This window comes from Streptomyces flavusporus (genome assembly GCF_046267975.1).
Taxonomy (GTDB): Bacteria; Actinomycetota; Actinomycetes; order Streptomycetales; family Streptomycetaceae; genus Streptomyces; species Streptomyces flavusporus.
Genome location: NZ_CP176503.1, coordinates 6951448 through 6974867 on the forward strand (window position 1 = coordinate 6951448; position 23420 = coordinate 6974867).

General features: G+C 71.4%; 19 protein-coding genes, 1 other RNA gene and 3 pseudogenes. 13 read left to right on the forward strand and 10 right to left on the reverse strand.

From position 1 onward, the window contains the following. Positions 1 to 57 precede the first annotated feature (57 nt). The 3 genes from ACKTSN_RS32895 to ACKTSN_RS32905 all read left to right on the forward strand — a co-directional run bounded on the left by ACKTSN_RS32895 (position 58) and on the right by ACKTSN_RS32905 (position 3208). Positions 58 to 915, forward strand: coding sequence for a MaoC/PaaZ C-terminal domain-containing protein (locus ACKTSN_RS32895; protein ID WP_409472439.1), 858 nt, complete (start codon positions 58 to 60; stop codon positions 913 to 915). Between the two features lie 207 nt (positions 916 to 1122). After that, complete coding sequence (locus tag ACKTSN_RS32900; RefSeq protein ID WP_409472440.1) at positions 1123 to 2199, forward strand: Zn-dependent alcohol dehydrogenase; 1077 nt, start codon at positions 1123 to 1125, stop codon at positions 2197 to 2199. 58 nt (positions 2200 to 2257) lie between these two features. Continuing rightward, positions 2258 to 3208: a 3-oxoacyl-ACP reductase gene (locus ACKTSN_RS32905; RefSeq protein WP_409472441.1), complete on the forward strand. Its 951-nt coding sequence runs from the start codon at positions 2258 to 2260 to the stop codon at positions 3206 to 3208. Positions 3209 to 3264: 56 nt separating this feature from the next. On the opposite strand, the gene ACKTSN_RS32910 is transcribed toward ACKTSN_RS32905, so the two are convergent. After that, positions 3265 to 3423 carry a hypothetical protein gene (locus ACKTSN_RS32910; RefSeq protein WP_409472442.1) on the reverse strand — a complete coding sequence of 53 codons (159 nt, stop codon included), beginning with the start codon at positions 3421 to 3423 and terminating at the stop codon, positions 3265 to 3267. 104 nt (positions 3424 to 3527) lie between these two features. Continuing rightward, positions 3528 to 4727 (reverse strand): hypothetical protein, encoded by a 1200-nt coding sequence (locus ACKTSN_RS32915; RefSeq protein WP_409472443.1) that lies wholly within the window; start codon positions 4725 to 4727, stop codon positions 3528 to 3530. 184 nt (positions 4728 to 4911) lie between these two features. Between ACKTSN_RS32915 and ACKTSN_RS32920 the strand changes: the two genes are divergently transcribed. From ACKTSN_RS32920 to ACKTSN_RS32930, 3 genes are read left to right on the forward strand one after another with little or no spacing between them, the layout of a single operon-like run. Continuing rightward, entirely contained in the window at positions 4912 to 5763 is an 852-nt protein-coding gene (locus ACKTSN_RS32920; RefSeq protein WP_409472444.1) for a Nif3-like dinuclear metal center hexameric protein, read from the forward strand. Then, the gene (locus ACKTSN_RS32925; RefSeq protein ID WP_409474981.1) at positions 5760 to 6503 is read left to right on the forward strand and encodes a zinc ribbon domain-containing protein; all 744 of its coding nucleotides are present in this window, start codon (positions 5760 to 5762) and stop codon (positions 6501 to 6503) included. Before ACKTSN_RS32920 ends, ACKTSN_RS32925 begins: the two co-directional genes overlap by 4 nt. 12 nt (positions 6504 to 6515) lie before the next feature. Then, positions 6516 to 7814, forward strand: coding sequence for a bifunctional RNase H/acid phosphatase (locus ACKTSN_RS32930; protein WP_409472445.1), 1299 nt, complete (start codon positions 6516 to 6518; stop codon positions 7812 to 7814). Here the strand turns inward: ACKTSN_RS32930 and eda are convergent. Both eda and yaaA read right to left on the reverse strand, forming a co-directional pair. Further along, positions 7789 to 8424 carry a bifunctional 4-hydroxy-2-oxoglutarate aldolase/2-dehydro-3-deoxy-phosphogluconate aldolase gene (gene eda / locus ACKTSN_RS32935; protein WP_240797693.1) on the reverse strand — a complete coding sequence of 212 codons (636 nt, stop codon included), beginning with the start codon at positions 8422 to 8424 and terminating at the stop codon, positions 7789 to 7791. The genes ACKTSN_RS32930 and eda overlap by 26 nt on opposite strands. 71 nt (positions 8425 to 8495) lie before the next feature. Beyond that, on the reverse strand, positions 8496 to 9278 hold the full coding sequence (gene yaaA / locus ACKTSN_RS32940; RefSeq protein ID WP_409472446.1) for a peroxide stress protein YaaA: 783 nt from the start codon (positions 9276 to 9278) through the stop codon (positions 8496 to 8498). Positions 9279 to 9411: 133 nt separating this feature from the next. Between yaaA and ACKTSN_RS32945 the strand changes: the two are divergent. After that, positions 9412 to 9531 (forward strand): annotated as a pseudogene (locus ACKTSN_RS32945) (hypothetical protein); the annotation flags it as partial. A gap of 6 nt (positions 9532 to 9537) precedes the next feature. Here ACKTSN_RS32945 and ACKTSN_RS32950 read toward each other — a convergent pair. Both ACKTSN_RS32950 and ACKTSN_RS32955 read right to left on the reverse strand, forming a co-directional pair. Further along, the gene (locus ACKTSN_RS32950; protein WP_409472447.1) at positions 9538 to 10092 is read right to left on the reverse strand and encodes a hypothetical protein; all 555 of its coding nucleotides are present in this window, start codon (positions 10090 to 10092) and stop codon (positions 9538 to 9540) included. After that, positions 10089 to 10834 (reverse strand): annotated as a pseudogene (locus ACKTSN_RS32955) (MerR family transcriptional regulator). The gene ACKTSN_RS32950 and the pseudogene ACKTSN_RS32955 overlap by 4 nt, the downstream one beginning before the upstream one ends. Positions 10835 to 10994: 160 nt before the next feature. Here ACKTSN_RS32955 and ACKTSN_RS32960 point away from each other — a divergent pair. The 4 genes and pseudogenes from ACKTSN_RS32960 to rnpB all read left to right on the forward strand — a co-directional run bounded on the left by ACKTSN_RS32960 (position 10995) and on the right by rnpB (position 13769). Next, complete coding sequence (locus tag ACKTSN_RS32960) at positions 10995 to 11573, forward strand: Uma2 family endonuclease (protein ID WP_409472448.1); 579 nt, start codon at positions 10995 to 10997, stop codon at positions 11571 to 11573. Between the two features lie 44 nt (positions 11574 to 11617). Continuing rightward, positions 11618 to 12445 (forward strand): AraC family transcriptional regulator, encoded by an 828-nt coding sequence (locus tag ACKTSN_RS32965; protein ID WP_409472449.1) that lies wholly within the window; start codon positions 11618 to 11620, stop codon positions 12443 to 12445. Between the two features lie 52 nt (positions 12446 to 12497). Further along, positions 12498 to 13244 (forward strand): annotated as a pseudogene (locus tag ACKTSN_RS32970) (DMT family transporter); the annotation flags it as partial. 121 nt (positions 13245 to 13365) lie between these two features. After that, positions 13366 to 13769: RNase P RNA component class A (gene rnpB / locus ACKTSN_RS32975), an RNA gene on the forward strand. Between the two features lie 33 nt (positions 13770 to 13802). Here the strand turns inward: rnpB and ACKTSN_RS32980 are convergent. After that, positions 13803 to 14066 (reverse strand): DUF6408 family protein, encoded by a 264-nt coding sequence (locus tag ACKTSN_RS32980; protein WP_409472450.1) that lies wholly within the window; start codon positions 14064 to 14066, stop codon positions 13803 to 13805. A gap of 261 nt (positions 14067 to 14327) precedes the next feature. Between ACKTSN_RS32980 and pglW the strand changes: the two genes are divergently transcribed. Continuing rightward, positions 14328 to 18713, forward strand: a complete 4386-nt coding sequence (gene pglW, locus ACKTSN_RS32985; protein ID WP_409472451.1) for a BREX system serine/threonine kinase PglW — start codon at positions 14328 to 14330, stop codon at positions 18711 to 18713. 184 nt (positions 18714 to 18897) lie between these two features. Here pglW and ACKTSN_RS32990 read toward each other — a convergent pair whose 3' ends face one another. The 3 genes from ACKTSN_RS32990 to ACKTSN_RS33000 form a co-directional block, all read right to left on the reverse strand. Next, positions 18898 to 20370 carry a hypothetical protein gene (locus tag ACKTSN_RS32990; RefSeq protein ID WP_409472452.1) on the reverse strand — a complete coding sequence of 491 codons (1473 nt, stop codon included), beginning with the start codon at positions 20368 to 20370 and terminating at the stop codon, positions 18898 to 18900. After that, the gene (locus ACKTSN_RS32995) at positions 20367 to 21719 is read right to left on the reverse strand and encodes a ParA family protein (RefSeq protein WP_409472453.1); all 1353 of its coding nucleotides are present in this window, start codon (positions 21717 to 21719) and stop codon (positions 20367 to 20369) included. The genes ACKTSN_RS32990 and ACKTSN_RS32995 overlap by 4 nt, the downstream gene beginning before the upstream one ends. Positions 21720 to 21793: 74 nt before the next feature. Further along, on the reverse strand, positions 21794 to 22252 hold the full coding sequence (locus tag ACKTSN_RS33000; RefSeq protein ID WP_409472454.1) for a hypothetical protein: 459 nt from the start codon (positions 22250 to 22252) through the stop codon (positions 21794 to 21796). Between the two features lie 153 nt (positions 22253 to 22405). Between ACKTSN_RS33000 and ACKTSN_RS33005 the strand changes: the two genes are divergently transcribed. Further along, a complete protein-coding gene (locus tag ACKTSN_RS33005) occupies positions 22406 to 23308 on the forward strand; it encodes a transposase family protein (protein WP_409472455.1) in 903 nt (300 codons plus the stop codon). Positions 23309 to 23420 lie beyond the last annotated feature (112 nt).

Here is a 23420-nt window from a genome sequence, read left to right on the forward strand (position 1 = left end):
CGGTGCGGCCGACGGTGCGGACGGCCGTACCGGGGTCTTGGAGACGACAGGAGCCCCATGCCCATCGACGCAGCCAAGGCGCTCGCCGCCGAACCCCGGACCGGCGAGATCACCTGGGACCAGAAGGACGTCCAGCTCTACCACCTCGGCATCGGCGCCGGCGTCCCCGCCACCGACCCCGACGAGCTGCGCTACACCCTGGAGTCCCGGCTGCATGTGCTGCCCAGCTTCGCCACCGTCGCGGGCTCGGGCTCGCCCGGCGTGATCAGCAGCCTGTCCATGCCGGGTGTCGACGTCGACCTCGCCCGCGTCCTGCACGGCGGTCAGACACTGCGGATCCACCGGCCGATCCCGGTGCGGGGAACCGCCACCGCCACCGGCCGTATCGCCGCCGTGTACGACAAGGGCAAGGCCGCCGTCCTCGTCATGCGCACCGAAGTCGCCGACGTCGACGGGCCGTTGTGGACCAACGACGCGCAGATCTTCGTACGAGGGGAGGGCGGGTGGGGTGGCGACCGCGGGCCGTCCGCGCGCCTCGACCCCCCGACCGGCGCGCCGGACCGCACCGTCGAGCGGCACGTCCGCGAGGACCAGGCCCTCCTCTACCGCCTCTCCGGCGACTACAACCCCCTGCACGCCGACCCCGAGTTCGCCAAGGTCGCCGGGTTCGAGCGGCCCATCCTGCACGGGCTGTGCACGTACGGCATGACGCTCAAGGCGGTCGTCGACACGCTGCTCGGCGGTGATGTGACCCGGGTGCGCTCGTACGCCACGCGGTTCGCCGGGGTCGTGTATCCCGGCGAGACGCTGCGCATCCGCATGTGGCGGCAGGAGGCGGCCGTCCGGGTGGCCGTGACCTCGGTCGAGCGGGACGACGCGCCCGTCCTTGCCGACACCATCGTCGAGCACTCTTGAACCCTCCCCCAGCTGAAGCAGGGGGATTCCTGGCTCACGTCGCCTGCGGCCCTGCGGACCGGCAGGCCTTACACGATCAACACCAGCCGGGTTGGAACCAGCCCGGTTTGGTACTGCAAGCAAAGGACTTGCTGTGCTGGCTTGGTTCTCGCTCAGCACGTCGGAGACCGTATCAGTCGGTGAAGGACTCTTGAGGGGAGCCGCACCATGCGCGCAGCCGTACTGCACGAGACAGGTCAGGACAAGCTGGAGGTCCTCGACGACGTCGAGGCGGTGGGATTCGGCCCCGGCAAGGTGCGGATCCGGGTGCGGGCGACCGGGCTGTGCCACTCGGACCTGTCGGCGATGAACGGCGTACTGCCGCAGCCGGCGCCGTTCGTTCCGGGGCACGAAGGGGCGGGCGAGATCCTCGAAGCCGGTGAAGGTGTGCACGGCCTGAGCGTCGGCGACCGGGTCGTCGTCTGCTGGCTGCCCGCCTGCGGCGCCTGCCCTGCCTGCAAGCGCGGACAGACCGAACTGTGCCTGGCCGGGTTCATGAACGCGGGCACCCCCAACTACAAACGCCCCGGCGGAGACCTCTTCGGCTTCGCGGGCACCGGCACCTTCGCCGAGGAGGTCGTGGTCGACGCCGGCTGCGCGGTGCCGATCCCCGACGACGTGCCCTTCGACATCGCCGCTCTCATCGGCTGCGGGGTCACCACGGGGCTCGGCGCCGCCCTCAACACCGCGGACGTCGAGGCGGGTTCGTCGGTCGCCGTCATCGGCTGCGGCGGCGTCGGTATCTCCGCGATCCAGGGTGCGCGGCTGCGGGGCGCCGCCGAGATCGTCGCCGTGGACCCGGTGCCGGCCCGCCGCGAGGCCGCGCTGAAGTTCGGTGCCAGTAGGGCCGTTTCGCCGGACGAGCTGTCTGACGCCAAGCAGCAGGTCACCGGTGGCGAGGGATTCGACTACGTCTTCGAGGTCGTCGGAAAGTCCGCCACCGCTCGCACGGCGTACGAGAACACCCGGCGCGGCGGCACCCTCGTCGTCGTCGGCGCCGGAGCCATGGACGACTTCCTCCAGCTCAACATGTTCGAGCTGTTCTTCGACGAGAAGCGGATCCTGCCCTCGATGTACGGCGGCGGAGACGTCCTGCGCTCCTACGAGCGGACCATCGCCCTGTGGCGCGCGGGCCGTATCGACCTGGCCGGGCTGATCACCCACCGGGTGCCGCTCACCGAGATCAACGAGGCCCTCGACCAGATGCGCACCGGCACCGCACTGCGGACCTGCATCGAGATCTGAGCCGAATCTGAGCCGAATCTGAGCCCAATCTGAGCCCAATCTGAGTCGAAGGGGCCTCATGTCACTGCCACTCGAGGGACTGTCCGCGATCGTCACCGGCGCCGGACGCGGGCTCGGCCGGGCAGAGGCGCTGGAACTCGCCCGGCTCGGCGCCGCCGTCGTCGTCAACGACTACGGACAGCCAGGGCGGGACGGCACCGGGGAAGCGTCCGCCGGACCCGCCGAGGAGGTCGTCGCCGAGATCCGTGCGGCGGGCGGCACGGCCGTCGCGCACACCGGGGACGTCGCCGACTTCCCACAGGCCGGTCAGCTGGTCGAGTTGGCGATCGACACGTTCGGGAAGCTGGACGTGCTGGTCAACAACGCGGGCATCCTGCGCGACCGCATGGTCTTCTCCATGGCGGAGGACGAGTGGGACTCGGTCATCCGGGTGCACCTCAAGGGCCACTTCAACACCACCCGTTTCGCCGCCGCGCACTGGCGGGAGCGCTCCAAGGCGGCGGGCGGGCCGGTCTACGGGCGGATCGTGAACACCTCGTCGGAGGCGTTCCTCGCGGGCTCCGCCGGGCAGCCCAACTACGCGGCCGCCAAGGGCGGCATCGTCGGCCTGACCACGTCCACCGCACAGGCGCTGGCCAAGTACGGCGTCACGGCCAACGCCATCTGCCCGCGCGCCCGCACCCGGATGACCGAGGACGTGTTCCGGCCGGCGGGTGCCGACGGCCTCGACCCACTCGCCCCCGAGCATGTCGCCCCTCTCGTCGGCTATCTGGCCTCGCCGGCCGCAGCGCGGATCAACGGGCAGTTGCTCGTCGTGCACGGCGGCATGGTGGCCGTCGTCGAACGGCCGCGGGTGCAGACGCAGTTCGACAGCAAGCAGGACACCTTCACATACGACGAACTCGATGCGCTGCTCACTCCGCACTACGCGGACCGCCCGCCGGGGGAGACGTTCGCGGCGGTGGAGGTGCTGGGGCTGCGCCGAGGAAAGGAAGCCCAGGACGTGTGACGGCCCCGCTCACCCGAGGGTGAACGGAGCCGTCGTCCACGCAGATTGACGTGCCGTCAGGCCGCCGTCTCGGTCTGCTGCTCCACCGGCTTGCGGTGCCGTCCGCGAGGAGCCGTCTCGTTGTCGTGCGTCGAGACCGGACCCCGGTGCCGGCCGTGGCCGGAGGGCTCCTGGCGGTCGGCGGGCAGCGGCTGGGACGTGCTGGCGTCGCTCATCGGAAGAATTCACCCCGTCAACATGATCTTTCAAACAGCCGGGCGAGTTTAACCGGGACACCTCGGGCCGGATCCAGGCGCACACGCCGACCGCCACTACTTCGTTACCTACTCGCCATACGCCCCGCCAACGGCGCCTCCTGCAACGGCACCGGACGCGAGGCGACAGGTTCCGGAGGATCCGGTTCCGACGGCTCCGCGAAGGCGCGAGCCGCGCCGTCCGGGACCGGATCCCCCGGGCTCGTGTCCCCCGTTTCCGCGGACGCCGGCGCCTCCCGGGGCATCGCCCACGCCGCCACACCGCACGGCACCGTCTCCGTGGCGTACGGAAGCCGCAGCACCCCGTCCCTCGTCCACAGCCCGGCGCCCGCCAACCACCCCTCGGGCGCGGCGAGATGCCGTACGTGCCGGTCGGCGGGCCGCCACACCCCGACCCAACTGCCCGCCGGACCGTCGATGCGCAGCCCCACCCCGCAGCTCTCCGGGGTCAGCACCTGCCCCGGCTCGATCGCGAACGGCGTCACCGCACAGTCGGCGGCCACCCGCAGGCACTCCGGGAACCGCACCGGCAGCGTGCTGCCCAGCACCCCCCAGCCCAGCCTGTCGCCGTCGCCCGGACAGGGCGCGTCGGAGCGGATGAGCAGCAGCCCGCTGTCGGGGTCGGCGAGCAGCAGTCGGTCGTCGCTGTCGGCGGCGATCTGCAGCAGCGGCGACACCTCGCCGTCCCGCCCCAGATCCACCACGACCGCCTTGGTCCGGCCGCCCGCCTCCCGGTCCAGGGCCAGCATCCGCCCCGTCCGGTCCAGCCATACCCCGCCGGAGCAGCGCCCCGGGATCTCGGCGAGGTGCTCCGGCCCGAAGGCGCCGCCCGCCACCAGCCACACGGCACTGGACCGCCGCCCGACGGCGAGGGCGTAGGCCCGGTCGCCGCCCGGCGCGGGCGGCAGCAGCCGCAGTCGGGTGCCGTCGTCGGGGCACTCGACCGCACCGAGCGGGAGTTCGCCGGTGCCGGGGCCGGTCGGGTACAGCAGGGAGAAGGTGTGCCGCCCGTCGGTGAGGCGGCGGATCAGCACCCGTCCGTCGCCCATCGGCTGCACCTCCGTGCCGGACTCCTCGGGCTGGTTGCCGGGCAGCGGCACGGCGTACGGCTCGGGTCCGTCCAGCGTCCAGCGCTCGGGGAACCAGGAGTCGCCGCTGCGGGCGAGGCGTGCGGCGTACGAGCCGTCCACCGTGATCACGCAGCCCGCCGGCCGGGACCAGTCGTCGTGCTGGTCGGTGGCAGGCTCCGTCGCACAGACCGTCATCGTTCGGTCACCTCCGGCGACGACGCTAGTTTTCGTACGCACAGACGGGGGACCACCCGGCGGCCGTTTCACACATAAGGGTGGCCACGCGCCGGTTTGCCTGAGGTGACGAGGGCGGGTGTGCTGGGCGGGATGGCGGCGGTATCGGTTCAGCCGTGCAGAACAGCCAGGTAGCCTGTGTCCCGTGCCCCGTCTGTCTGAAGTCATCGCCGCGCTGGAGACACTGTGGCCCGCCGAGCGGGCCGAGTCCTGGGACGCGGTCGGCACCGTGGTGGGTGACCCGGACCAGGAGGTCTCCCGCGTCCTGTTCGCCGTGGACCCGGTGCAGGAGATCGTCGACGAGGCGGTGAAGCTGGGCGCCGACCTGATGGTCACCCACCACCCGCTCTACCTGCGCGGTACGACGACGGTCGCGGCGAGCCACTTCAAGGGCCGCGTCGTGCACACCCTCATCAAGAACGACATCGCGCTGCACGTCGCCCACACCAACGCCGACACGGCGGACCCGGGCGTCAGCGACGCGCTGGCCGGCGCGCTGGACCTTCGTGTTGTACGCCCCCTGGTGCCGGACCCGAGCGACCCCGACGGCCGCCGGGGCCTGGGCCGGGTCTGCGAACTCGACCACCCGCTGACCGTCCGCGAGCTCGCCGCCCGCGCCGCCCAGCGCCTGCCCGCCACCGCGCAGGGCATCCGCGTCGCCGGCGACCCCGAGGCGACCGTCCGTACGGTCGCCGTGAGCGGCGGATCCGGCGACGGCCTCTTCGACGACGTACGAGCGGCCGGCGTCGACGCCTTCCTCACCGCGGACCTGCGCCACCACCCCGCGTCCGAGGCTCGGGCCCACAGCCCCCTCGCGCTGCTCGACGCGGCGCACTGGGCCACCGAATGGCCCTGGTGCGAGCTGGCCGCCGCCCAGCTCGACGAGATCTCCGACCGCCACGGCTGGGACCTGCGCGTCCATGTCTCCAAGACGGTCACCGACCCCTGGACCGCCCACGCGGCCTCACCCGATTCGACAGCAGGAGCCCCCAACTGAACGCCGCGCCCGCCGACCAGATCCGACTCCTCGACGTCCAGGACCTCGACGTCCGCCTCCAGCAGCTGGCGCACAAGCGGAGGTCGCTCCCCGAGCACGCCGAGATCGAGTCGCTGACCAAGGACCTCACCCAGCTGCGTGACCTCCTCGTGGCCGCGCAGACCGAGGAGAGCGACTGCGCCCGCGAGCAGACCAAGGCGGAGCAGGACGTCGACCAGGTGCGCCAGCGCGCCGCCCGCGACCAGCAGCGCCTCGACTCGGGCGCCATCACCTCCCCGAAGGATCTGGAGAACCTCCAGCACGAGATCGCCTCCCTCGCCAAGCGGCAGGGCGACCTGGAGGACGTCGTCCTGGAGGTCATGGAGCGCCGCGAGTCCGCGCAGGAGCGGGTGAGCGAGCTGACCGAGCGGGTCGCCTCCGTCCAGTCGAAGATCGACGACGCCACCGCACGTCGGGACGCCGCGTTCGAGTCGCTGGACGGCGAGGCGGCCTCGGTCACCAAGGAGCGCGAGGTCATCGCGGGCTCCATCCCCGCCGACCTGCTGAAGCTCTACGACAAGCTGCGCGGGCAGCAGGGCGGCATCGGCGCGGCCAAGCTGTACCAGCGCACCTGCCAGGGCTGCCGCCAGGAGCTGGCCATCACCGAGCTGAACGAGATCCGCTCGGCCGCGCCCGACACGGTGATCCGCTGCGAGAACTGCCGCCGCATCCTGGTGCGCACCTCCGAGTCGGGGCTGTAAGGGGCGTACGGGGTGCAGGAGTTCATCGTCGAGGCCGACGGCGGTTCCCGGGGCAACCCGGGGCCCGCGGGCTACGGCGCCGTGGTGATCGACGCGGCGACCGGCCGGACGCTGGCGGAGGCCGCGGAGTACCTGGGCACCACGACGAACAACGTCGCCGAGTACCGCGGTCTGCTGGCCGGCCTGCGCGCCGCCCACGCCCTCGACCCGACGGCCGGGGTGCACGTCCGGATGGACTCCAAGCTCGTCGTCGAGCAGATGTCGGGCCGCTGGAAGATCAAGCACCCCGACATGAAGCCGCTGGCCATGGAGGCGGGGCGGGTGTTTCCGCCCGGGCGGGTGACGTACGAGTGGATTCCGCGGGAGCAGAACAAGCAAGCGGACCGGTTGGCGAACGAGGCGATGGACGCGGGCGCACGCGGCGAACAGTGGACGCCGTCGGCGACCGCGCAGCCCGCTGTTCCCGAGCCGTCGGGCCCGCCGGGGGACGCGGTGGCGGGCGCGGCGAGAGTGCGTGCGGCGCTGGCGGAGCGTTCTACGCCTTCTCCGGCCGAGGGGACGCCGGACCGTTCAACGGCTTCCCCCGCAGCGGAGACGCCGGACCGCGGTCATACGAAGGCCGACGCCGACGTGCGTGCCGCGCGTACCGTGGCCACGCCGACCGTCGGCTGGGGTGCCCCCGATCTCGGCGCCCCCGCCACCTTCGTGCTGCTGCGGCACGGCGAGACGCCGCTCACGCCGCAGAAGCGTTTCTCGGGCAGCGGCGGAACCGACCCCTCCCTCTCCGACGCCGGCCGGGAGCAGGCCGAGCGGGTGGCCGCGGCGCTGGCGAGGCGCGGGACGATCCAGGAGATCGTCGCCTCTCCCCTCGCCCGTACCCGCGAGACCGCCGGTGTCGTCGCCGCCCGCCTCGGCCTCGACGTCAGCTTCGACGACGGCCTGCGCGAGACCGACTTCGGTGCGTGGGAGGGGCTCACCTTCGCCGAGGTCCACGAGCGCTACCCGGACGACCTGAGTGCCTGGCTCGCCTCCCCGGACGCCGAACCGACCGGCGGCGGCGAGAGCTTCGCGGCGACCGCCACCCGGATCGCCGCCACCCGCGACAAGCTGGTCGCGGCGCACGCGGGCCGCACGGTCCTGCTGGTCACGCACGTCACGCCGATCAAGACGTTCGTACGGCTCGCCCTGGGCGCCCCGCCCGAGTCCCTGTTCCGCATGGAACTGTCGGCCGCCTCCCTGTCGGTGGTGGCGTACTACGCCGACGGCAACGCCAGCGTCCGCCTCCTCAACGACACGTCCCACCTGCGCTGAGCCCGGCCGCCTCCCGGGCCAGCTCCTCGATCCGCCCCCAGTCCCGCGCCGCCACCGCGTCCTCGGGAACCATCCAGCTCCCGCCCACACAGCCGACGTTGGGCAGCGCCAGATACTCCGGAGCGGACGCGAGCCCGATCCCACCCGTCGGGCAGAACCGCGCCTGCGGCAGCGGCCCGGCGAGCGACTTCAGATACGCCGTACCGCCCGCGGCCTGCGCCGGGAAGAACTTCATCTCCCGCACCCCGCGCTCAAGCAGCGCGACGACCTCCGACGTCGTCGACACCCCCGGCAGAAACGGCACCCCGGACGCCGTCATCGCCTCCAGCAGTACGTCCGTCCAGCCCGGGCTCACCAGAAAGCGCGCCCCCGCCGCCACCGACTCCGTCACCTGGGCGGGCGTGATCACCGTGCCCGCCCCGACCACCGCGTCCGGCACCGCGCCGGCGATCGCCCGGATCGCGTCCGGCGCGGCCGGCGTCCGCAGCGTCACCTCGATCGCGGGCAGCCCTCCGGCGACCAGCGCACGCGCCAGCGGCACGGCGTCGGCGGCGTCCCGGACGACGACCACGGGGACGACGGGAGCAAGGTCAAGAACAGAGACGGTCATGCAGGTCATCGTGCCCGGGGGTGTGCAGTGTGCGCAAAGGGCGTTGCATATACTGCAACGCCTACGTGCGCTCAGTGGACCTCGTCCACCAGCACATCCAGCCCCCACGCCGTCCCCGCCTTCACCGGAGGCTGCGCCTCCACCTCGTACCCGAGGTCCCGCAGCGCCTCCACCAGCTCGGCAGGATCCTTCGGCGCCGCCCCCGCCGACAGCAGGCTGCGGACGATCCGCCCCTTCGTCGCCTTGTTGAAGTGGCTGACCACTTTCCGGGTCGGCGCGTGCAGCACCCGCACGGTCGCCGTGCGCCCGGCGAGTTCGCCCTTCGGCCGCCACGCCGCCGCATACGCCGAGGACCGCAGGTCCAGCACCAGCCCGCTCCCGGCCGCTTCGGGCAGCGCGGCGGCCATCGGTGCACGCCAGTGCGCGCCCAGCGCACCGAGCCCCGGCAGCTTCACGCCCATCGAGCAGCGGTAGGAGGGGATGCGATCCGTCACCCGGACGGCGCCCCACAGACCGGAGAAGACCAGCAGGGAGCGTGCGGCACGCCGCTTGGCGGCCGGGTCGAGGGAGGCCAGGTCCAGGGCGTCGTACAGCACACCGGTGTAGATCTCCCCGGCGGGCCGCGCCCCGGCGGTGCGCAGCTCCGCGTTCTTGGCGGCCTCCCCGCGCAGTCCCTCGCTCAGCCCGAGCACCTCGCGCGCCTTGTCCTCGTCGCCGGCGCAGAGCTCGACCAGCTCGTCGAGCACGGCCTCGCGGGCCGGGTTGAGCCCCGGCAGCGACAGTGACTCCGGCTTCAGCGGGGCGCCACGGCCGGAAGGGGCCTTGCCTTCCGAGGGCGGCAGCAGGACAAGCACGCGTACTCCTTACATAGAACTCTGCAGCAGAGGTTACGGCGTGCCACCTCGCCACCCCCGCCCTGCGCTCGCTGTATGCCCTGCCGCCACATCCGCGTGACCGCGCCCCCGACACCCCCTCCGGGCCGCCCTCGATGCGGCCGTCATCGGCCGGATCGAGAGCGACCGCCCCCTCCCGCTGGGCGAACGCCTGCGGGTCCGCCTCACCCAGGCAGATCCGGCAGCGGCAAAGGTGCGCTTCGCGCCTGCGTGATCTCCGCTACGAGGGTGCCGGCGTCCTCCGCGCACACGCGCACGACGCGCACACGCGCACCTCGCGCCGCCGGCCCAGGAAGGTGGTGTGCGTGACGGGTCCGGCCAGCTCCAGCGTGACCGTGGTCTGCCCGCCGACCTCGACGTCGAGTTCGCCGTCGGCCTTCCTGTGGGTCGTGCGCAGCTCCCGCCGTACGGCCGCGATCCGGTCCAGCGGTATCCGCAGGTCGAGATGGGCGGCCTTGCGGATGCGCAGCGCTCCGGGCTCCAGCACGTGCGGACGGACCACGGACGCCGCGTGCAGGCCGACGACGATCAGTACGGTGTACACGTCCAGGAACAGCACCACCCGGTGCATGGCCGGCCAGCGGTGCAGCAGCACGGACATCACGACCGTCTCCACCACACACACGTACGCGAACCCGAACAGAACGGCGCGCTGCCCGCGCGCATACCCGAAGGCGCGTCCACGGTCGGTGCCGTGGCTCCGCCGGGCCACCCACAACACCAGGCTCACGAACAACCGCAGCTCATGCCGGAACAGCCGGTACGCCGTCCTCATCGCCGCTCCTCCGACACGATGCGCAGCGCCTGGCGGATCGCCTCCGCCTGGGCCGGGGCCAGGTCCGCGGGGAAGGCGCGCAGGAAGCTGTGGCCGTGATCGACGGGTTCGGCGGGGAGCATCTCGCGGGGCAGCAGATCGGCGAGGGCCTGCGCCGCTTCCTCGACGCGCGGGTCGTCCGGGGCGGCGTCCGCGAGCGCGTCGAGCAGTGCGTACGCCTCGTGCGCCCGCGCCACCGCCGCCGGGCTGTCCAGGGTCCCGCGCAACGCGCCCAGCAGCCGCTCCCGGCCCTCCGGAGAGGCGGCGGTGTCCAGCAGCGCGAAGATCTCGCGGTCCTTGGCGGCCATGGGGGAGTCGGAGGCCTGACCCATACCGGAGAACAGCTCGGCCAGCTCCGGCGACACGGGCCCCTCGTCCGGCAGCAGCTCCGCGTCGAGCAGCGCCCGCAGCCGCGCACGACGCTCCCGGATCGCCGCCTCCTGCCGGGCAAGATCGGCGTCGAGCTCCTCCAGCACCTCGCTCAGGTCCCGCCCCGCGTCGTCCGCGAGCGCGTCCCGCACCTCGGCGAGCCGAGCCCCAGTTCCGTTAGCCGCCGGATCCGGGCAAGCACGACGGCGTGCCGCAGCGTGTAGTCCCGGTACCCGTTGGACAGCCGCTCCGGCTCGGGCAGCAGGCCCTGGTGGTGGTGCCGCACGGTCCGCGTGGTGACGCCGACAGCCGCGGCGAGTTCTCCGGTCCGCATGCCCTTCAGTAGAGACGTTGACGTTGCGGCAGGGTCAAGCGAGCCGTGTTCTGACGGCGACTGTGATCGTGTGCCACGATCGAGGGAACGGTTCCCGATCTCACGGCCAGGTGATCTGCCGATGTCCCAGTCTGGCGAGCGACCGAAGGAGGGGCGTGACATGACTGCCATGGCCCATGAGCCGCTCACGCAGGAAGAGGTCCTGCTGGAGGGCTTTCTCGCCCTGGACACCCCGGAGGGTTTCCGGGCCGAGCTGATCGAGGGGGAGATCGTTGTGACGCCGCCGCCGGACGGGGAGCATGAGCATTACATCAGCCGGATCGTGAGGCAGGTGATCAGGCGGTCCAAGGTTGACATGGACTTCTCCGGGAACAAGGGCCTGAAGCTGAAGAGCGGGGAGGCCTGTCCGAAGGACCATGCGATCCCGGACGTCACTTTGGCTCCCTTGGAGCTGGGGCTCTTTCGGACCGCCGATTCCTGGATGCCCTGTGAAGGCGTCGCCATGGTGATCGAAGTGACGTCCACCAAGCCCCAGACCGACCGTGAGGCCAAGCGCCGCTGCTACGCCCGCGGAGGTGTCCCTCTCTACCTGCTCGTGGACCGTGAAGCCGCCATGGTGATGTTGTTCAGCGACCCGGACAGGGACGATTACCGGCGGCTGCTCAAGCGGGCCTTCGGCGATCCGTTGTCGCTGCCCGATCCTTTCGCCTTCAGCCTGGACACGTCGGACTTTCTCTGAGCCCCGCGGTGTTACACCCCCTGGGATCCCAGGGGGTGTAACACATGAACGCACGAGAACAGGCCAGCTGGACCAGGGCACGACTGGGCCGCAGCGGCCCGCCCCTCGACCTGCTCACCGCCCGCTTCGCCCGGCACGTCTACGCCCCGCACGCCCATGAGGAGCTCACCGTCGGTGTCACCATCGGCGGCCTTGAGGTGATTGCCTACCGCGGCGGCCGTATCCACTCCGGCCCGGGCTCCATCGTCGTCCTCGAACCCGGCGAGATGCACACGGGCGGCCCAGCCGCCCCCGACGGCTACGCCTACCGCGCCCTGTACGCGGATCCGTCCCTGCTGGGCGACGGCACCGTCGGCGGCCGCCCGCACTTCCGCGAGCCCGTCCTCGACGACCCGGAACTCGCCCGCGCCCTGCGTGCCGCGCACACGGACATCGCCCGCTGCCCCGATCCGCTGGAGGCCGAGTCCCGCCTGCCCTGGCTGCTTACGGCCCTGGCCCGCCGCCACTCCACGGCCCGCGCGAGCGACGACACCGTCCCCGGCGCCGACCGCATCGCCCACGCGGTACGCGACCGCCTCGCCGGCGAACTCCTCGCACCCCCCTCCCTGGCCGACCTCGCCGCCGAACTGGGCCTGTCCCGCTACCAGCTCCTACGGGCCTTCCGCACGACGATGGGGATACCGCCGTACGCCTGGCTGGCCCAGTACCGGGTGCACCGGGCCCGCCGCCTGCTGGAGTCCGGGCTGCGCCCGGCGGAGGTCGCGGGCCTGGTCGGCTTCGCGGACCAGGCGCACCTGACCAGGTGGTTCCGCCGCGTACTGGCGGTGACGCCGACGGCGTACCGCAACAGCGTTCAAGACACCGGGACCTGAGGGCGCCGACACTCACCGCATGACTGCACGCGGCTGGTTCCTGTTCTCCCTCATGGGAGTGGTCTGGGGCATCCCCTACCTCTTGATCAAGGTGGCGGTGGACGAGATGTCCCCGTCGATGGTGGTCTTCACGCGGTGCGCGTTGGGCGCGGCGCTTCTGCTCCCGTTCGCCCTCCGCCAAGGAGGCCTGACCCGCACGGTACGGGCGCACTGGAAGCCCATGCTGGCCTTCGCGTGCATCGAGATCATCGGCCCCTGGTGGACCCTGACCGACGCCGAGCGCCATCTGTCCAGCTCCACGGCGGGCCTGCTGATCGCAGGCGTGCCGATCGTCGGCGTGGTCCTGGCCCGCTTCTTCGGCGCGGCGGAACGGCTGGGCGCCCGCCGCATCACGGGCTTGTCCCTGGGCCTGGCAGGAGTGGCGGTTCTGACCGCCCCTCACCTGACGGGCGGCGACGCGCGCTCCCTGGCGGAGGTGCTGCTGACGGTGCTGGGCTACGCAACGGCTCCCCTGATAGCCGCCCGCCACCTGAAGGACGTCCCGTCGCTCCACCTCATAGCCCCCTGTCTGACCCTGTCGGCGCTGGTCTACGCCCCCGCGGCGGCGGCCACCTGGCCCGCCGAGATGCCGTCCACGCAGGCCCTGGCCGCCCTGGTGGCCCTGGGCGTGATCTGCACGGCGATAGCCTTCGTCGCGTTCCTGGAACTGATCAAGGAGGCGGGCCCGACGAGGGCCACGGTGATCACGTACGTGAACCCGGCGGTGGCGGTGACGGCGGGAGCCGTCCTCCTGAACGAGCCCCTGACGGCCTCGATCGCGGTCGCCTTCGCCCTGATCCTGACGGGCTCGGTACTGGCCACGGCCAGAGCCACCGGACCGGCCCGCCCCACACGCCCGGTACCATGGTCGACACGGCAGACGAGCCGGGCGGACGGCCGCGTGGAGTCCCCTTGACGGGGCTTCCCGAGGAACGTCCGGGCTCCACAGGGCAGGGTGGTGGCTAACGGCCACCCGGGGTGACCCGCGGGACAGTGCCACAGAAAGCAAACCGCCGGGGGCTTCGGCCCTCGGTAAGGGTGAAACGGTGGTGTAAGAGACCACCAGTGCCCAGGGTGACCTGGGCAGCTAGGTAAACCCCACCCGGAGCAAGGTCAAGAGGGAGCGCCTCGGTGCTCCTGCGCGGACGTTCGAGGGCTGCCCGCCCGAGTCCGCGGGTAGACCGCACGAGGCCGGCGGCAACGTCGGCCCTAGATGGATGGCCGTCGCCTTCGGGCCCGTGAGGGCTCGGAGGAACAGAACCCGGCGTACAGCCCGACTCGTCTGCCAGCTGGCTTCCCTGACCAGTGAATATGCTGGTCAAGGGCCCTTTTCTGCTTGTTCAGAGGCTTGAGTAGACGCCGTTCCGCACCGGTTCAAACAGGGGCGCATGGCTACGTACGTAGCCATGAGAGCAGCCATGTACCACAGGCGCGGAGATTGGCTGCAGGGTCTGACCTGCGGTAGATGCGCCGTCGCCACCAAAGCCCTCAGCACAGGTTCGGACACCACTCCGGCGGCGACCTCGATGAGGACTTCACGGAACCAGGTGCGGCGCGAGGGCTTGTACTCGACAGGAGTCATGCTGAGCCTCTCCCTTGGAGGAGTCGGGATCCCGGATTTGGTGGGGAACCCCACCGGGCGTCCGTCCTCACCGAAGAGGCGGGACCACTGTCATCACGGGTCAGCGATGCCCTGACGATCGCCTGCCCGTTCCACTCTGGGGGCAAGGCAAACGGATACTGCCTGTCAGTGCGGCGCGGTAAGGTCGACCACGGATTTTGGCCCGAAAGGGCGTGAGGAGACAGCGGAGGTCGGACGGTGACGGCAGGAGAATCGCGTCCGGTGCCCAAGCCTGGACCGCCGCGTCCGGCGCAGCAGTGGTTCCAGGATCGGCCCTCCCCGTACCCCTGGGAGCAGGACGCTCTCGATCATGTACGCCGCCTGATGCCTGCCGCCGAGCCGTATCGTGCCTGGGCCACGTTCTCCTTCACCGCGCAGTCGGGCCGTATCAACGAGTGCGACCTGCTGATCGCGGTGCCCGCCGGCCTCTACCTGGTCGAGATCAAGAGCCATCCAGGGCGGCTGGAGAACAACGGATCCACCTGGAACTTCCACGGTTCCGACCGCACCCGGACGATCAACAACCCGCTCCACTTCAACGATGCCAAGTCGAAGGACCTCAAGAGCAGGCTCCTTTGGGCCGCGCGCAAGTTGGGCATCCCCGAGCGTTCCGTGCCGCGCGTGGAACCGGCGATCTTCCTCTCGGCTCCGGACCTGAAGAGCCATCTCGACGACGTCCAGAAGGTCAAGGTCTACGGCCGTGACGACCGCCCCACGGGCCTGAAGCGCATCTGGCAGGACTTCCTCGGCCTGCCGCCCGACCGCCCTGACCGCCGCATCACGCCCGACTTCTCCCGGAACACGCTGCCGCTTCTACTGAAGACCATCGGTGTCCAGCAGTCCACGGCCCATCTCAGGTTCGGCGACGCCTGGAAGCTGCAGCCGCACCCCCTGGACCGCGGGCAGTCCTGGGAGGACCGCCTGGCCACGCGCGACGACGGACTCGTCCAGCAGGAAGGCCGCGTCCGCATCTACCTGGTCGGTCACATGGCGACCGAGGCGGCGAAGAAGTCGACCGATCGCGCGGCCCGCCGCGAGTACCAGGTCCTGCAGGGCATCACGCACCGCGGCATCGTCGAGGCCGTCGAGATCCGCGAGCATCAGGGCGGACCCGCGATCCTCTTCCGCCACCGGCACACGGACCTGCGCCTCGACCAGTACCTGGCCACCTACGGTGGCAAGCTCACCCCCGAGATCCGCCTCGATCTCGTACGACAGCTCGCCGAGGCCGTCCGCTACGCGCACAACCGCTCCCTCTACCACCGGGCCCTGGCTGCCTGTTCCGTCTACGTCTCCTTCCGGTCCGACGGGACGCGTCCCGAACTGCGCATCACCGACTGGCAGACAGCGGCCCGCGACTTCGACAGTAACGCCACCTTCTTCCGCTCCATCGGCGGCTCGGCGCTCGACGCCGCTCTGATCGAGGACGCGGCCCGCCTCTATCTGGCGCCCGAGACCGACCAGCCGTACGCCGATCCGGCCGACCTGGACATGTTCGGACTCGGTGCCGTCGCCTACCTGATCCTCACCGGCCAGCCTCCCGCCACCCAGCGAAGTGCCCTGAGTGAGCGCCTGCGCACCGACTCGGGCCTGCATCTGTACTCGGTCGCCGACGGCTTCTCGGACGCGCTCGACGAACTCGTCTTCAAGGCGACCCGTTCCGACGTCACCGAACGCCTCGGCTCCGCCGAGGAGTTCCTGGACCTGCTGGACAGGGCAGAGCGGGCCAGCGTGCTGCCCGAGGCACCCACTGCCGTCGGAGTCGACCCGCTGGAGGCACTGCCCGGTCAGTCGCTCGACGCGGAATGGTCCGTACGCCGCGTCCTCGGCACCGGTGCCACGGCCCGCGCTCTTCTCGTGGAGCGCGTGGTCGAGGACGAGGACGGTCATGTACAGATCGACGAGCGGGTCTTCAAGGTCGCCCTGGACGAGCAGAAGGCGGAACGGCTGCGTGCCGAGGCGGGCGTCCTCAAGGAGGTGGGCGGTGGCGCGGTCGTACAGCTGCGGGGCGAGGGGCTGCGCGAGATCGGCGGACGCACCGTCCTGCAGCTGGAGTACGCCGGTGAGCAGTCCCTGGGTGCCCGGCTGCGCGGCAAGGGCAAGCTGACCTACCACGAGCTGGAGCGCTTCGGCGACGACCTGTTCAGGGCACTGGACCAGCTGGCCGCCAACGGCGTCCTGCACCGCGACCTGAAGCCCGACAATTTCGGCATCCACCACAGCAAGGACCGGATCTGGCGTCTGAAGCTGTTCGACTTCTCCCTCGCCGACGCCTCCGAGCGTGACATCAAGGCGGGCACGCGCGGCTACCTCGACCCGTTCCTCGGCTCCCTGCGGCGGCCGTACTACGACGACCACGCCGAGCGGTACGCGGCGGCCGTCACCCTGCACGAGATGGCCGGCGGTGAGCGCCCCATGTGGGGTGACGGACAGGTGGATCCGCTCACCAACGAGTCCGCCGAGCTGTACGTCGCGACGGAGCTGTTCGAGCCAGCCCTCAGCGACGGCCTCACGGCCTTCTTCCGGCGAGCGCTGCACCGCGACACCGAGCACCGCTTCGACACGTTGCGGCAGATGCACGACGAGTGGCGCGAAGTCTTCCGGGCGGCCGACGCGACCAAGCCGGCCACCACCCCGGCCACGGTCGGCACCCAGGCCGAGGACGCCGAGGAGGCTCGCGACGCCGCCGCGGAGGCCGCGGACGCGGAGACGCTGCTGGAGGCGGCGGGGCTGTCGCCCCGGGCCGTGTCCGTGGCGCACGGTCTGGGTGCCACCAAGGTGGGGGAGCTGCTCAGCGTCCAGCCGTACGCGATCTCGAAGGCGCGGGGTGCCGGTGCGCTCGTACGCAAGGAACTCAACCGGCGTCGCAAGCAGTGGGCGGTCGCGCTGCGGCAGCCCGCCGGGGCCGACGGCCGACCGGCCGTGCCGGCAGCGCGAACGGACGGCGACTCTGTCCCGGACGGACCGCTGGTCCTGTCGATAGACGACATGGCCGCCCGGCTCACCCCCGAGCCCGGTCGCAAGGGTTCCCATCGTGCGCCCGTGGTCCGGCTCACGCTCGGCCTGCCGCCCGAGGAGGGCGGCCTGTCGCCGTTGGGCCCCTGGCCGGTCCAGGCCCGCATCGCCGACCACCTCAAGATCAAGCAACCGCCGGTCTCCCGCCACCACCGCATCGAGATCAAGCAGTGGGCCGAGGCGGACTGGCTGGGGCGGGTGCGCGAAGAGCTGGTCGAGATCGTGACGGCGGCCGGGCGGGTCATGACCGCGCAGGAGGCCGCCGCCGAACTACGCGTCCGGCACGGCGCGGGTGACGACACGCCCGAGCGTACGCTCGCGAGGGCGCTGGCCGTCGTACGGGCCGCCACCGAGGCCGAGCTGTGGGACGGCGAGGGCGCGGAGCAGCACGAGCCGCGCCTGGCCGTGCACCGGCGAGGCGACACCGTACTGATCGCGGGGGAGTCGCTGCCCGGGACCGACGACCCCAGCCCCCGTGAACTGGCCGACTACGCGGCCGAGTTGGGGACGGAGGCGGAGCGTCTGGCGTGTCAGGAGCCGCTGCCGGGCCGGGCCGCGGTGGTCCGTGACCTGCGTGCGGTGCCCGCCCCGGAGGGCTTCGCGCCGCTCGCGGACACCCGGCTGGTCGCCCTCGCGGCCGCCGTCGCCGTGGGGACCGAGGTCACTCCGCGCCTTGAGCTGTATCCCCGTGACCTCAGCCTGGACCGCGCCCTGCGCATCTCGCAGGCAGGGGCGGGCGTACGACGGGACCGAGGCATCACCGTCGCCGAGCTGGTGTCGCGGCTGCGCGCGCGCTTTCCCGTGCTCGACGCGCTCTCCGGAGAGCGGGAGCCGACGTACGTCGAGCTGGAGGACCCGCTCAGGGAGGCGCGCTTCGAGCTCCGGTACGACACCAAGCTGGAGCGGTTCTTCCCGCCGGCCCTGGAGACGGTCGGCCAGTGGACGTCCACCGGGACGGGCACCAGCTATCTGTCACCCGGCCACGGTGTCCCGGCGGTCGCGGAGGTGGACGGGGATCCGCATGCCGCCACCCGTGCCAGGCTCGCGTCCCGCGTGCAGCGCGGTGGGTTCCTCGCGCTGACCGTGAAGGGCAGCCGGTTGCCGGGTGCGGCCGAGGCGGTGGCCGAGGCGTTTCCCGTCGAACGCGTCGATGTGGGGCGGGAGTTCCTCGCCGAGTTCCGCGCGCTGGCGGCGGAGAAGGGGCAGGACTGGGAGAAAGTTTTGCGCGCCGACGCGGGCTCCGCGCCGGGGCAGATCAAGCGGGGTCTGGCTTCGTTCGTCCGTGCGGTGTGGGTGCGCCTGGAAGCCGTCCTGCTGGAGCGGGCCGCGGCACCGCGTACGGTCCTCTTCCTGCATGATGCGGGGCTGCTCGCCCGGTACTGGGACGAAGGCGGCCACGACCTCCTGGTCCGGCTCCAGACGGCGGCCCGCCGACCGGCCGACGACCCGCACGGGCTGTGGCTGCTCTGCCCCGTGGACACACGGACGCAGGTCCCGCACCTGGACGGGCGGACGGTCGAGGTGATCGGCGGGGACGGGGAACGGGCCTACCTCGACGGCGACTTCCTGACGGCGGTGGCCGCGGCTGCGTAGGCGCTTCGCTGGATGTGCGGTTCGCCTGCCGCGGGCCGGTGGGGGCTGGTCGCGCCCCCCGGCGAAGCCGCAGATCGATGCGGCCCCGCGCCCCTTGCGGGGCGCGGTTCCACACCGGACCTTCCCCACGTCGCTCAGAGCCACGCCACCGTCGGCGGCGACGGGTGCCCCGTCCTGCCGGTCGTCAGTGCGGGCGCCGGGAAACGCCGCCCTTGCGGCCGATGCCGAAGGCCAGGCGGTAGACGTCGGGGATGTCGACCGCGTAGTCGCGGAGATCGGTGGCGCCCGCCGCGCGCCGGGTCATCACGCCCAGCCTCTCCAACTCGTCGATCAGCTCGCGGTGGTTGTCGACATCCTCCGGGCCGCTGCCCTGCGAGCCGTTCGCCAGGACCTCGCGCAGCTTCGTGGAGAGGGAGGCGTCGCGCCAGTAGGCGAGGACCACGGACGGCTGCATCGGTACCTGGCCGCCCCGCAGTTGCTCGACGGCGACGGCAGCCCAGCGGATGTCCTCGGTGATCTCGTCCACGCGAATCTGGGAGGCGGTGCTCACGGACGCTCGGATGGCGTCGTAGTGGAGGGCATGCTCGTGTGTGGGGTGCCGGTCCCGGCTGATGGTCGCCGCGGTGGAGACGGCCTGAAGTAGGGTGCGCGGACTCACCTGGCCCCTCCCGTCCTGAAGGTGGTTGGGAAGCCAGGTGTAGGTGTGGCCGCGGCGGTGGCTCGGACCCATGTACGGGCCGGCCATGGTGACGAACAGGTCGTGCTGGCGTTTCGGAGTGGCGATGACGTCGACGGGGGCGATGAACCTGCCCTCGCCCTCCCTGCGCCAACTGCCGGTCCACGCCCGGAACTTCTCCGCCTCCAGGCTCGGGTGGTTGCCGAGCTGGTGGTAGAGCAGGCCGTACAGGTTCTCTGTCGTCCAGGTCAGGTCGGTGGCGTTGGCGCCGAGTTTCGAGGCGTCGGGGAAGTGCTTGGGGGCACTCTCGTACATGTCCGGGCGGACGAAGATCTTCGCCCGGATCGCGCTGGTGCTCATCCGCAGGTCCAGCGCCACCTCGAAGAGGCCGGACACCAGCCGGTCGACGACCGGCCGGTCGTTGTGGAGGTGCTCCAGGGCATCGAAGATCAACAGGTGCGTGCGGCCACTCTTGCGGGCCTCCTGATCGATCGTCCACAGGGCGCGTTCGTAGGACTCCATGTGGTCGGCGACCCAGCGGACCCGCTTGTCCCAGCCTTCGATGCGCAGGATCTCCGGGGCCTGGAGTCCGGTGAGGACGACAGCGGACCACAGGTGCTGGGGTGTGACCCGGGGATCCGCCACGAGCTTGCTGATGACGTTCTTGCTGGGGTGGTGCAGGTTCGGCTCGCCGCCCCTCGAGTGGCCCGTGGCGACCGTCATCCGGTCCAGCCGGGGCATCATGTACGAGGCCGCCGCGATCTCGCGCATTCGGTCGTCGCCGAGGACCTTGGTCCACACGGTCTTGCCGGAGCCGCGTGCGCCGCGCACCACCGTCACATCGGGGTCCAACGCGCGCCGGTGGCTCGACGGGGTGAACAGCCGTGTGACGTCGGGGCTCACCGTGTCGGCGTCGAAGGCGCTGCCGGGGGCGGTGGCGAGCAGCGTCCGGTACTCGTCGGTGGACAGTGCGTCCGTCATGACAGCTCCTCGCTCGGGAAGACGAGTTCGTAGACCTCTTTGAGGAACCTCTTGTACGCGGCCTCCACGAAGGGCAGTTCGGGCCAGTCACGGTCCTGGAGCGGGTCGAGGCCGATCAGGTCGTGGCTGAAGAGGATCGGGATGGGCGCGTGCGGGGCCTGGTCGTCCTCCAGGGCCGGGTGGTACGCCTCCAGGTCGGCGCCCTCCGCGTCGTCGTAGAGCGTGTCGGCAAACATCTTCTGGGCGTTGTCGCGGAGCTTGTGCATGCGCTGTATGTCACCGGCGGACCGGAACATGGCGGCAACGATCCGGAGCCGCTCACGCAGGTCGACGGCGCGGTCTGGACGCTGTTTCCACTGGGCAAGCAGCATGCCGTAGCCGTACCAGGTGGACGGGTTGTCGACGGCGAAGAGCAGGGAGAGCCCGCTGAGCTGCGTGAGGGTGACGGCGGCGACGTCGTGGATGCCGGCCCGGCTGTCGAGCAGGACCACGTCCGGCTGCCGTGAGATCCCAGCCACCTGCGCCTCGCAGGCGGCGATGGCTTCCTCCAGCCGTACGCAGAACGGCTTGGGCGCGCCGCCCGGTTCGGCGGCGGGGAGGTCGCTGTAGATGCGGTTCAGCTTCGCGAGGTAGTCGTAGTCGTCGCGGGGGGTTCCCCCGGCGGGCGCCAGCCAGATCTCGCCGTTGCCCTGGGTGGGGGTGAAGAACGAACTCTGCGTGACCAGCTCCAGCCCTTCGGCGTTGCCGACGCCGGCTTCGACCAGATGGTCGACGATGCCGTGCTCGGGCAACTCGTCGAGGCCGTGCAGGAGCGTGGAGACTCCTGGGGACTCCAGGTCGAGGTCGACGACGAGGACGCAGTGGCCCTTGTCGGCGAAGTACCGGGCGAGGACGGCGGTGGCGGTGGAGCGGCCGACCCCGCCTTTGAACCCGTAGAGCGCGACGCGACGCTCGCGCACGTCGGGATGCGGCGCGGCGCCCGGTGCGGCCTCCCGGGCCCAGTCGGCGCCCACGACGGTCCGTTCGAGTACGGCGACCCGGCCGCGGTGCCCCGGCTCCCCCTCGTCCTGTACGACGAGTTCGGGGGAGTCGAAGAACATCTCCGGCGCGAACATCGTGGACGCGGCCTGGACGGGCTGGGCGCCCGCGAAGGCCTGGGTGTCGCGTCGGAACTCCTCCGCGAGCGCTTCCAGTTCCTCGGCGGCCAGCGGCTCGGCCTCGTCGTCGACGAGGAGCGACGCACGCCCGAACAGGTCGCGCACGAGGACGGTGTCCCGGCCTGTCTCGGCGGCTCGGTGGGCATGGCCCAGGGCGGCGTTCCACGCGGCGTCGAATCGGGTGGGGTTCATGGGGTGGGCGCCTGCTTTTCCACTTCGGCTGCGTCTTCCGCTGTTCGTCTTCTGCTGTGGGTCTTCTGCCTGGGCTACTTCGCCTGCTGGTAGGCGGCGATCACGGTACGGGCCGCGGCGAGGTGACGTTTCACGCGCTGCGCGGATATCTGGCCGCTGTCACGGTAGCGGTGGGCCACGTCCCACTCGTCGGTGGCTTCCCGGAAGGGGTTCTGCTGGGGGATCTGCGCGAGGACGGTGGCGCCGCGGTGGCCGTTCGCGAGGAGGAGGAGTTGGTCCCATACGTGGGGCAGGTGACCGTGTTCGGAGGCCTTCCGCGCTTTTTCGGCCTGGGTTTTGCTCGGCGCCGGCCTGTTCCTGATCGCCGGGCTGTACGGAATGCCGAGCGGGGTGTCCTGTGTGGAACCGAAGAAGTCGAGGAGCATCGCCTTGATGACGCACTCGGCGGCGATCCCGGCGAGATGGTCGGCGGAGCCGAAGAGCGGCGGTGACTTGGCGAGTTGCGTTGCCGCGTCGTAGTGGCAGCGGCCCACCTCTAACGACCTCGGGGGAAATAGTGATCGCCCAGGTCGGGCCGTGACATGAGAAGGACCGCACGGGTTGGGTGAGTTGTGAAGCTGACCTGGGCCCGTGCGGTCTGTTCCCATCCTGCCCTGTCTGGTGTCTCCCGCGCACATTTCGGCGAGTTGTTCGCCGAACTTGCCGGACCGTGGGAAGCGGCCCGTCAGTCCGTGCTGCGTGCGGCACGAGGTGGCCCGCGCCGACGGGCGGAAGGGGCGGGGCGCAAGCCGAAGCTGGTCTTTTTCGACCGGCTGCTGGTCGCCCTGGTCCATCTGCGCCACCAGTTGCCGCACGCGGTCCTCGCCGAGCTCTTCGCCGTGGACCGCTCCACCGTCTCCGAGGCCATCCGTCAGGCCCGTCCGCTCCTTGCGGCCCGCGGCTTCGCCGTACCCGACCGGGCGGGACTGCGACTGAAGACCCTGGAGGACGTCTTTGCCTATGCCGAGGCCGAGGGCGTAGAGCTGCGGATGGACGGGGCCGAGACCCAGGTCCGCCGCCCTCAGGCGGGCCGTCCGGGGCGCCGGGCGTTCGTCTCCGGCAAGCGCAGGCAGAACACCATCAAGACCACCACGTTCAGCGACGGCCAGGGCCGCATGCTGCTGTCCGGCGTGGTCCGGCCGGGCCGCATGCACGATCAGACCGCCCTACGCACCGAGGGCATCGCTGAGCAGTTCCGGACTCGTCCCACGGTCAAGGCCCGGGTCGACTCCGGGTACCAGGGGCTGGCCAAGGAGTTCCCCGACCAGGTCAGCGCACCGCCGAAGAAACCCGCGGACGAGGCGTGCGACGGCGACAAGAACGCCTGGCAGGAGGCCAGGCGCCGCCAGTCCTCGGCCCGGATCTGCGTCGAGCACACCAACGCCGAGCTCCGCCAGTGGGCGCCCCTGCGCAGGTTCACCGGACGGCGCGACACCTACGCCGAGACCCACCTTGCGATCGCCGGTCTCGTCTCCGACCGATCCGCCCAGCGCACCACCCGCCGACAGACGAGCACCGAACTGGTCCTCGTCCGCGACACAGCCTGCTGATCACCCACCAGCCGAACCGCCAGGCCAGCACGCCCGGATCTCAATTTCCCCCGAGGCCGTAAGAAAGAGTGTTGGTGGGCGGGTGCGGGCACGGCTGTCGGCGTGGAGGCCG

What these genes read in the sequence shown, in the direction of transcription:
- eda (WP_240797693.1), bottom strand. Translation starts at nt 8,424, where the DNA reads ATGACCGTCTCTGTTCTTGACCTTGCTCCCGTCGTCCCCGTGGTCGTC.
- ACKTSN_RS32950 (WP_409472447.1), bottom strand. Translation starts at nt 10,092, where the DNA reads ATGAGGACGGCGTACCGGCTGTTCCGGCATGAGCTGCGGTTGTTCGTG.
- ACKTSN_RS32895 (WP_409472439.1), top strand. Translation starts at nt 58, where the DNA reads ATGCCCATCGACGCAGCCAAGGCGCTCGCCGCCGAACCCCGGACCGGC.
- ACKTSN_RS32900 (WP_409472440.1), top strand. Translation starts at nt 1,123, where the DNA reads ATGCGCGCAGCCGTACTGCACGAGACAGGTCAGGACAAGCTGGAGGTC.
- ACKTSN_RS32960 (WP_409472448.1), top strand. Translation starts at nt 10,995, where the DNA reads ATGACTGCCATGGCCCATGAGCCGCTCACGCAGGAAGAGGTCCTGCTG.
- ACKTSN_RS32980 (WP_409472450.1), bottom strand. Translation starts at nt 14,066, where the DNA reads ATGACTCCTGTCGAGTACAAGCCCTCGCGCCGCACCTGGTTCCGTGAA.
- ACKTSN_RS32965 (WP_409472449.1), top strand. Translation starts at nt 11,618, where the DNA reads ATGAACGCACGAGAACAGGCCAGCTGGACCAGGGCACGACTGGGCCGC.
- ACKTSN_RS32915 (WP_409472443.1), bottom strand. Translation starts at nt 4,727, where the DNA reads ATGACGGTCTGTGCGACGGAGCCTGCCACCGACCAGCACGACGACTGG.
- ACKTSN_RS32910 (WP_409472442.1), bottom strand. Translation starts at nt 3,423, where the DNA reads ATGAGCGACGCCAGCACGTCCCAGCCGCTGCCCGCCGACCGCCAGGAG.
- ACKTSN_RS32995 (WP_409472453.1), bottom strand. Translation starts at nt 21,719, where the DNA reads ATGAACCCCACCCGATTCGACGCCGCGTGGAACGCCGCCCTGGGCCAT.
- ACKTSN_RS32990 (WP_409472452.1), bottom strand. Translation starts at nt 20,370, where the DNA reads ATGACGGACGCACTGTCCACCGACGAGTACCGGACGCTGCTCGCCACC.
- ACKTSN_RS32905 (WP_409472441.1), top strand. Translation starts at nt 2,258, where the DNA reads ATGTCACTGCCACTCGAGGGACTGTCCGCGATCGTCACCGGCGCCGGA.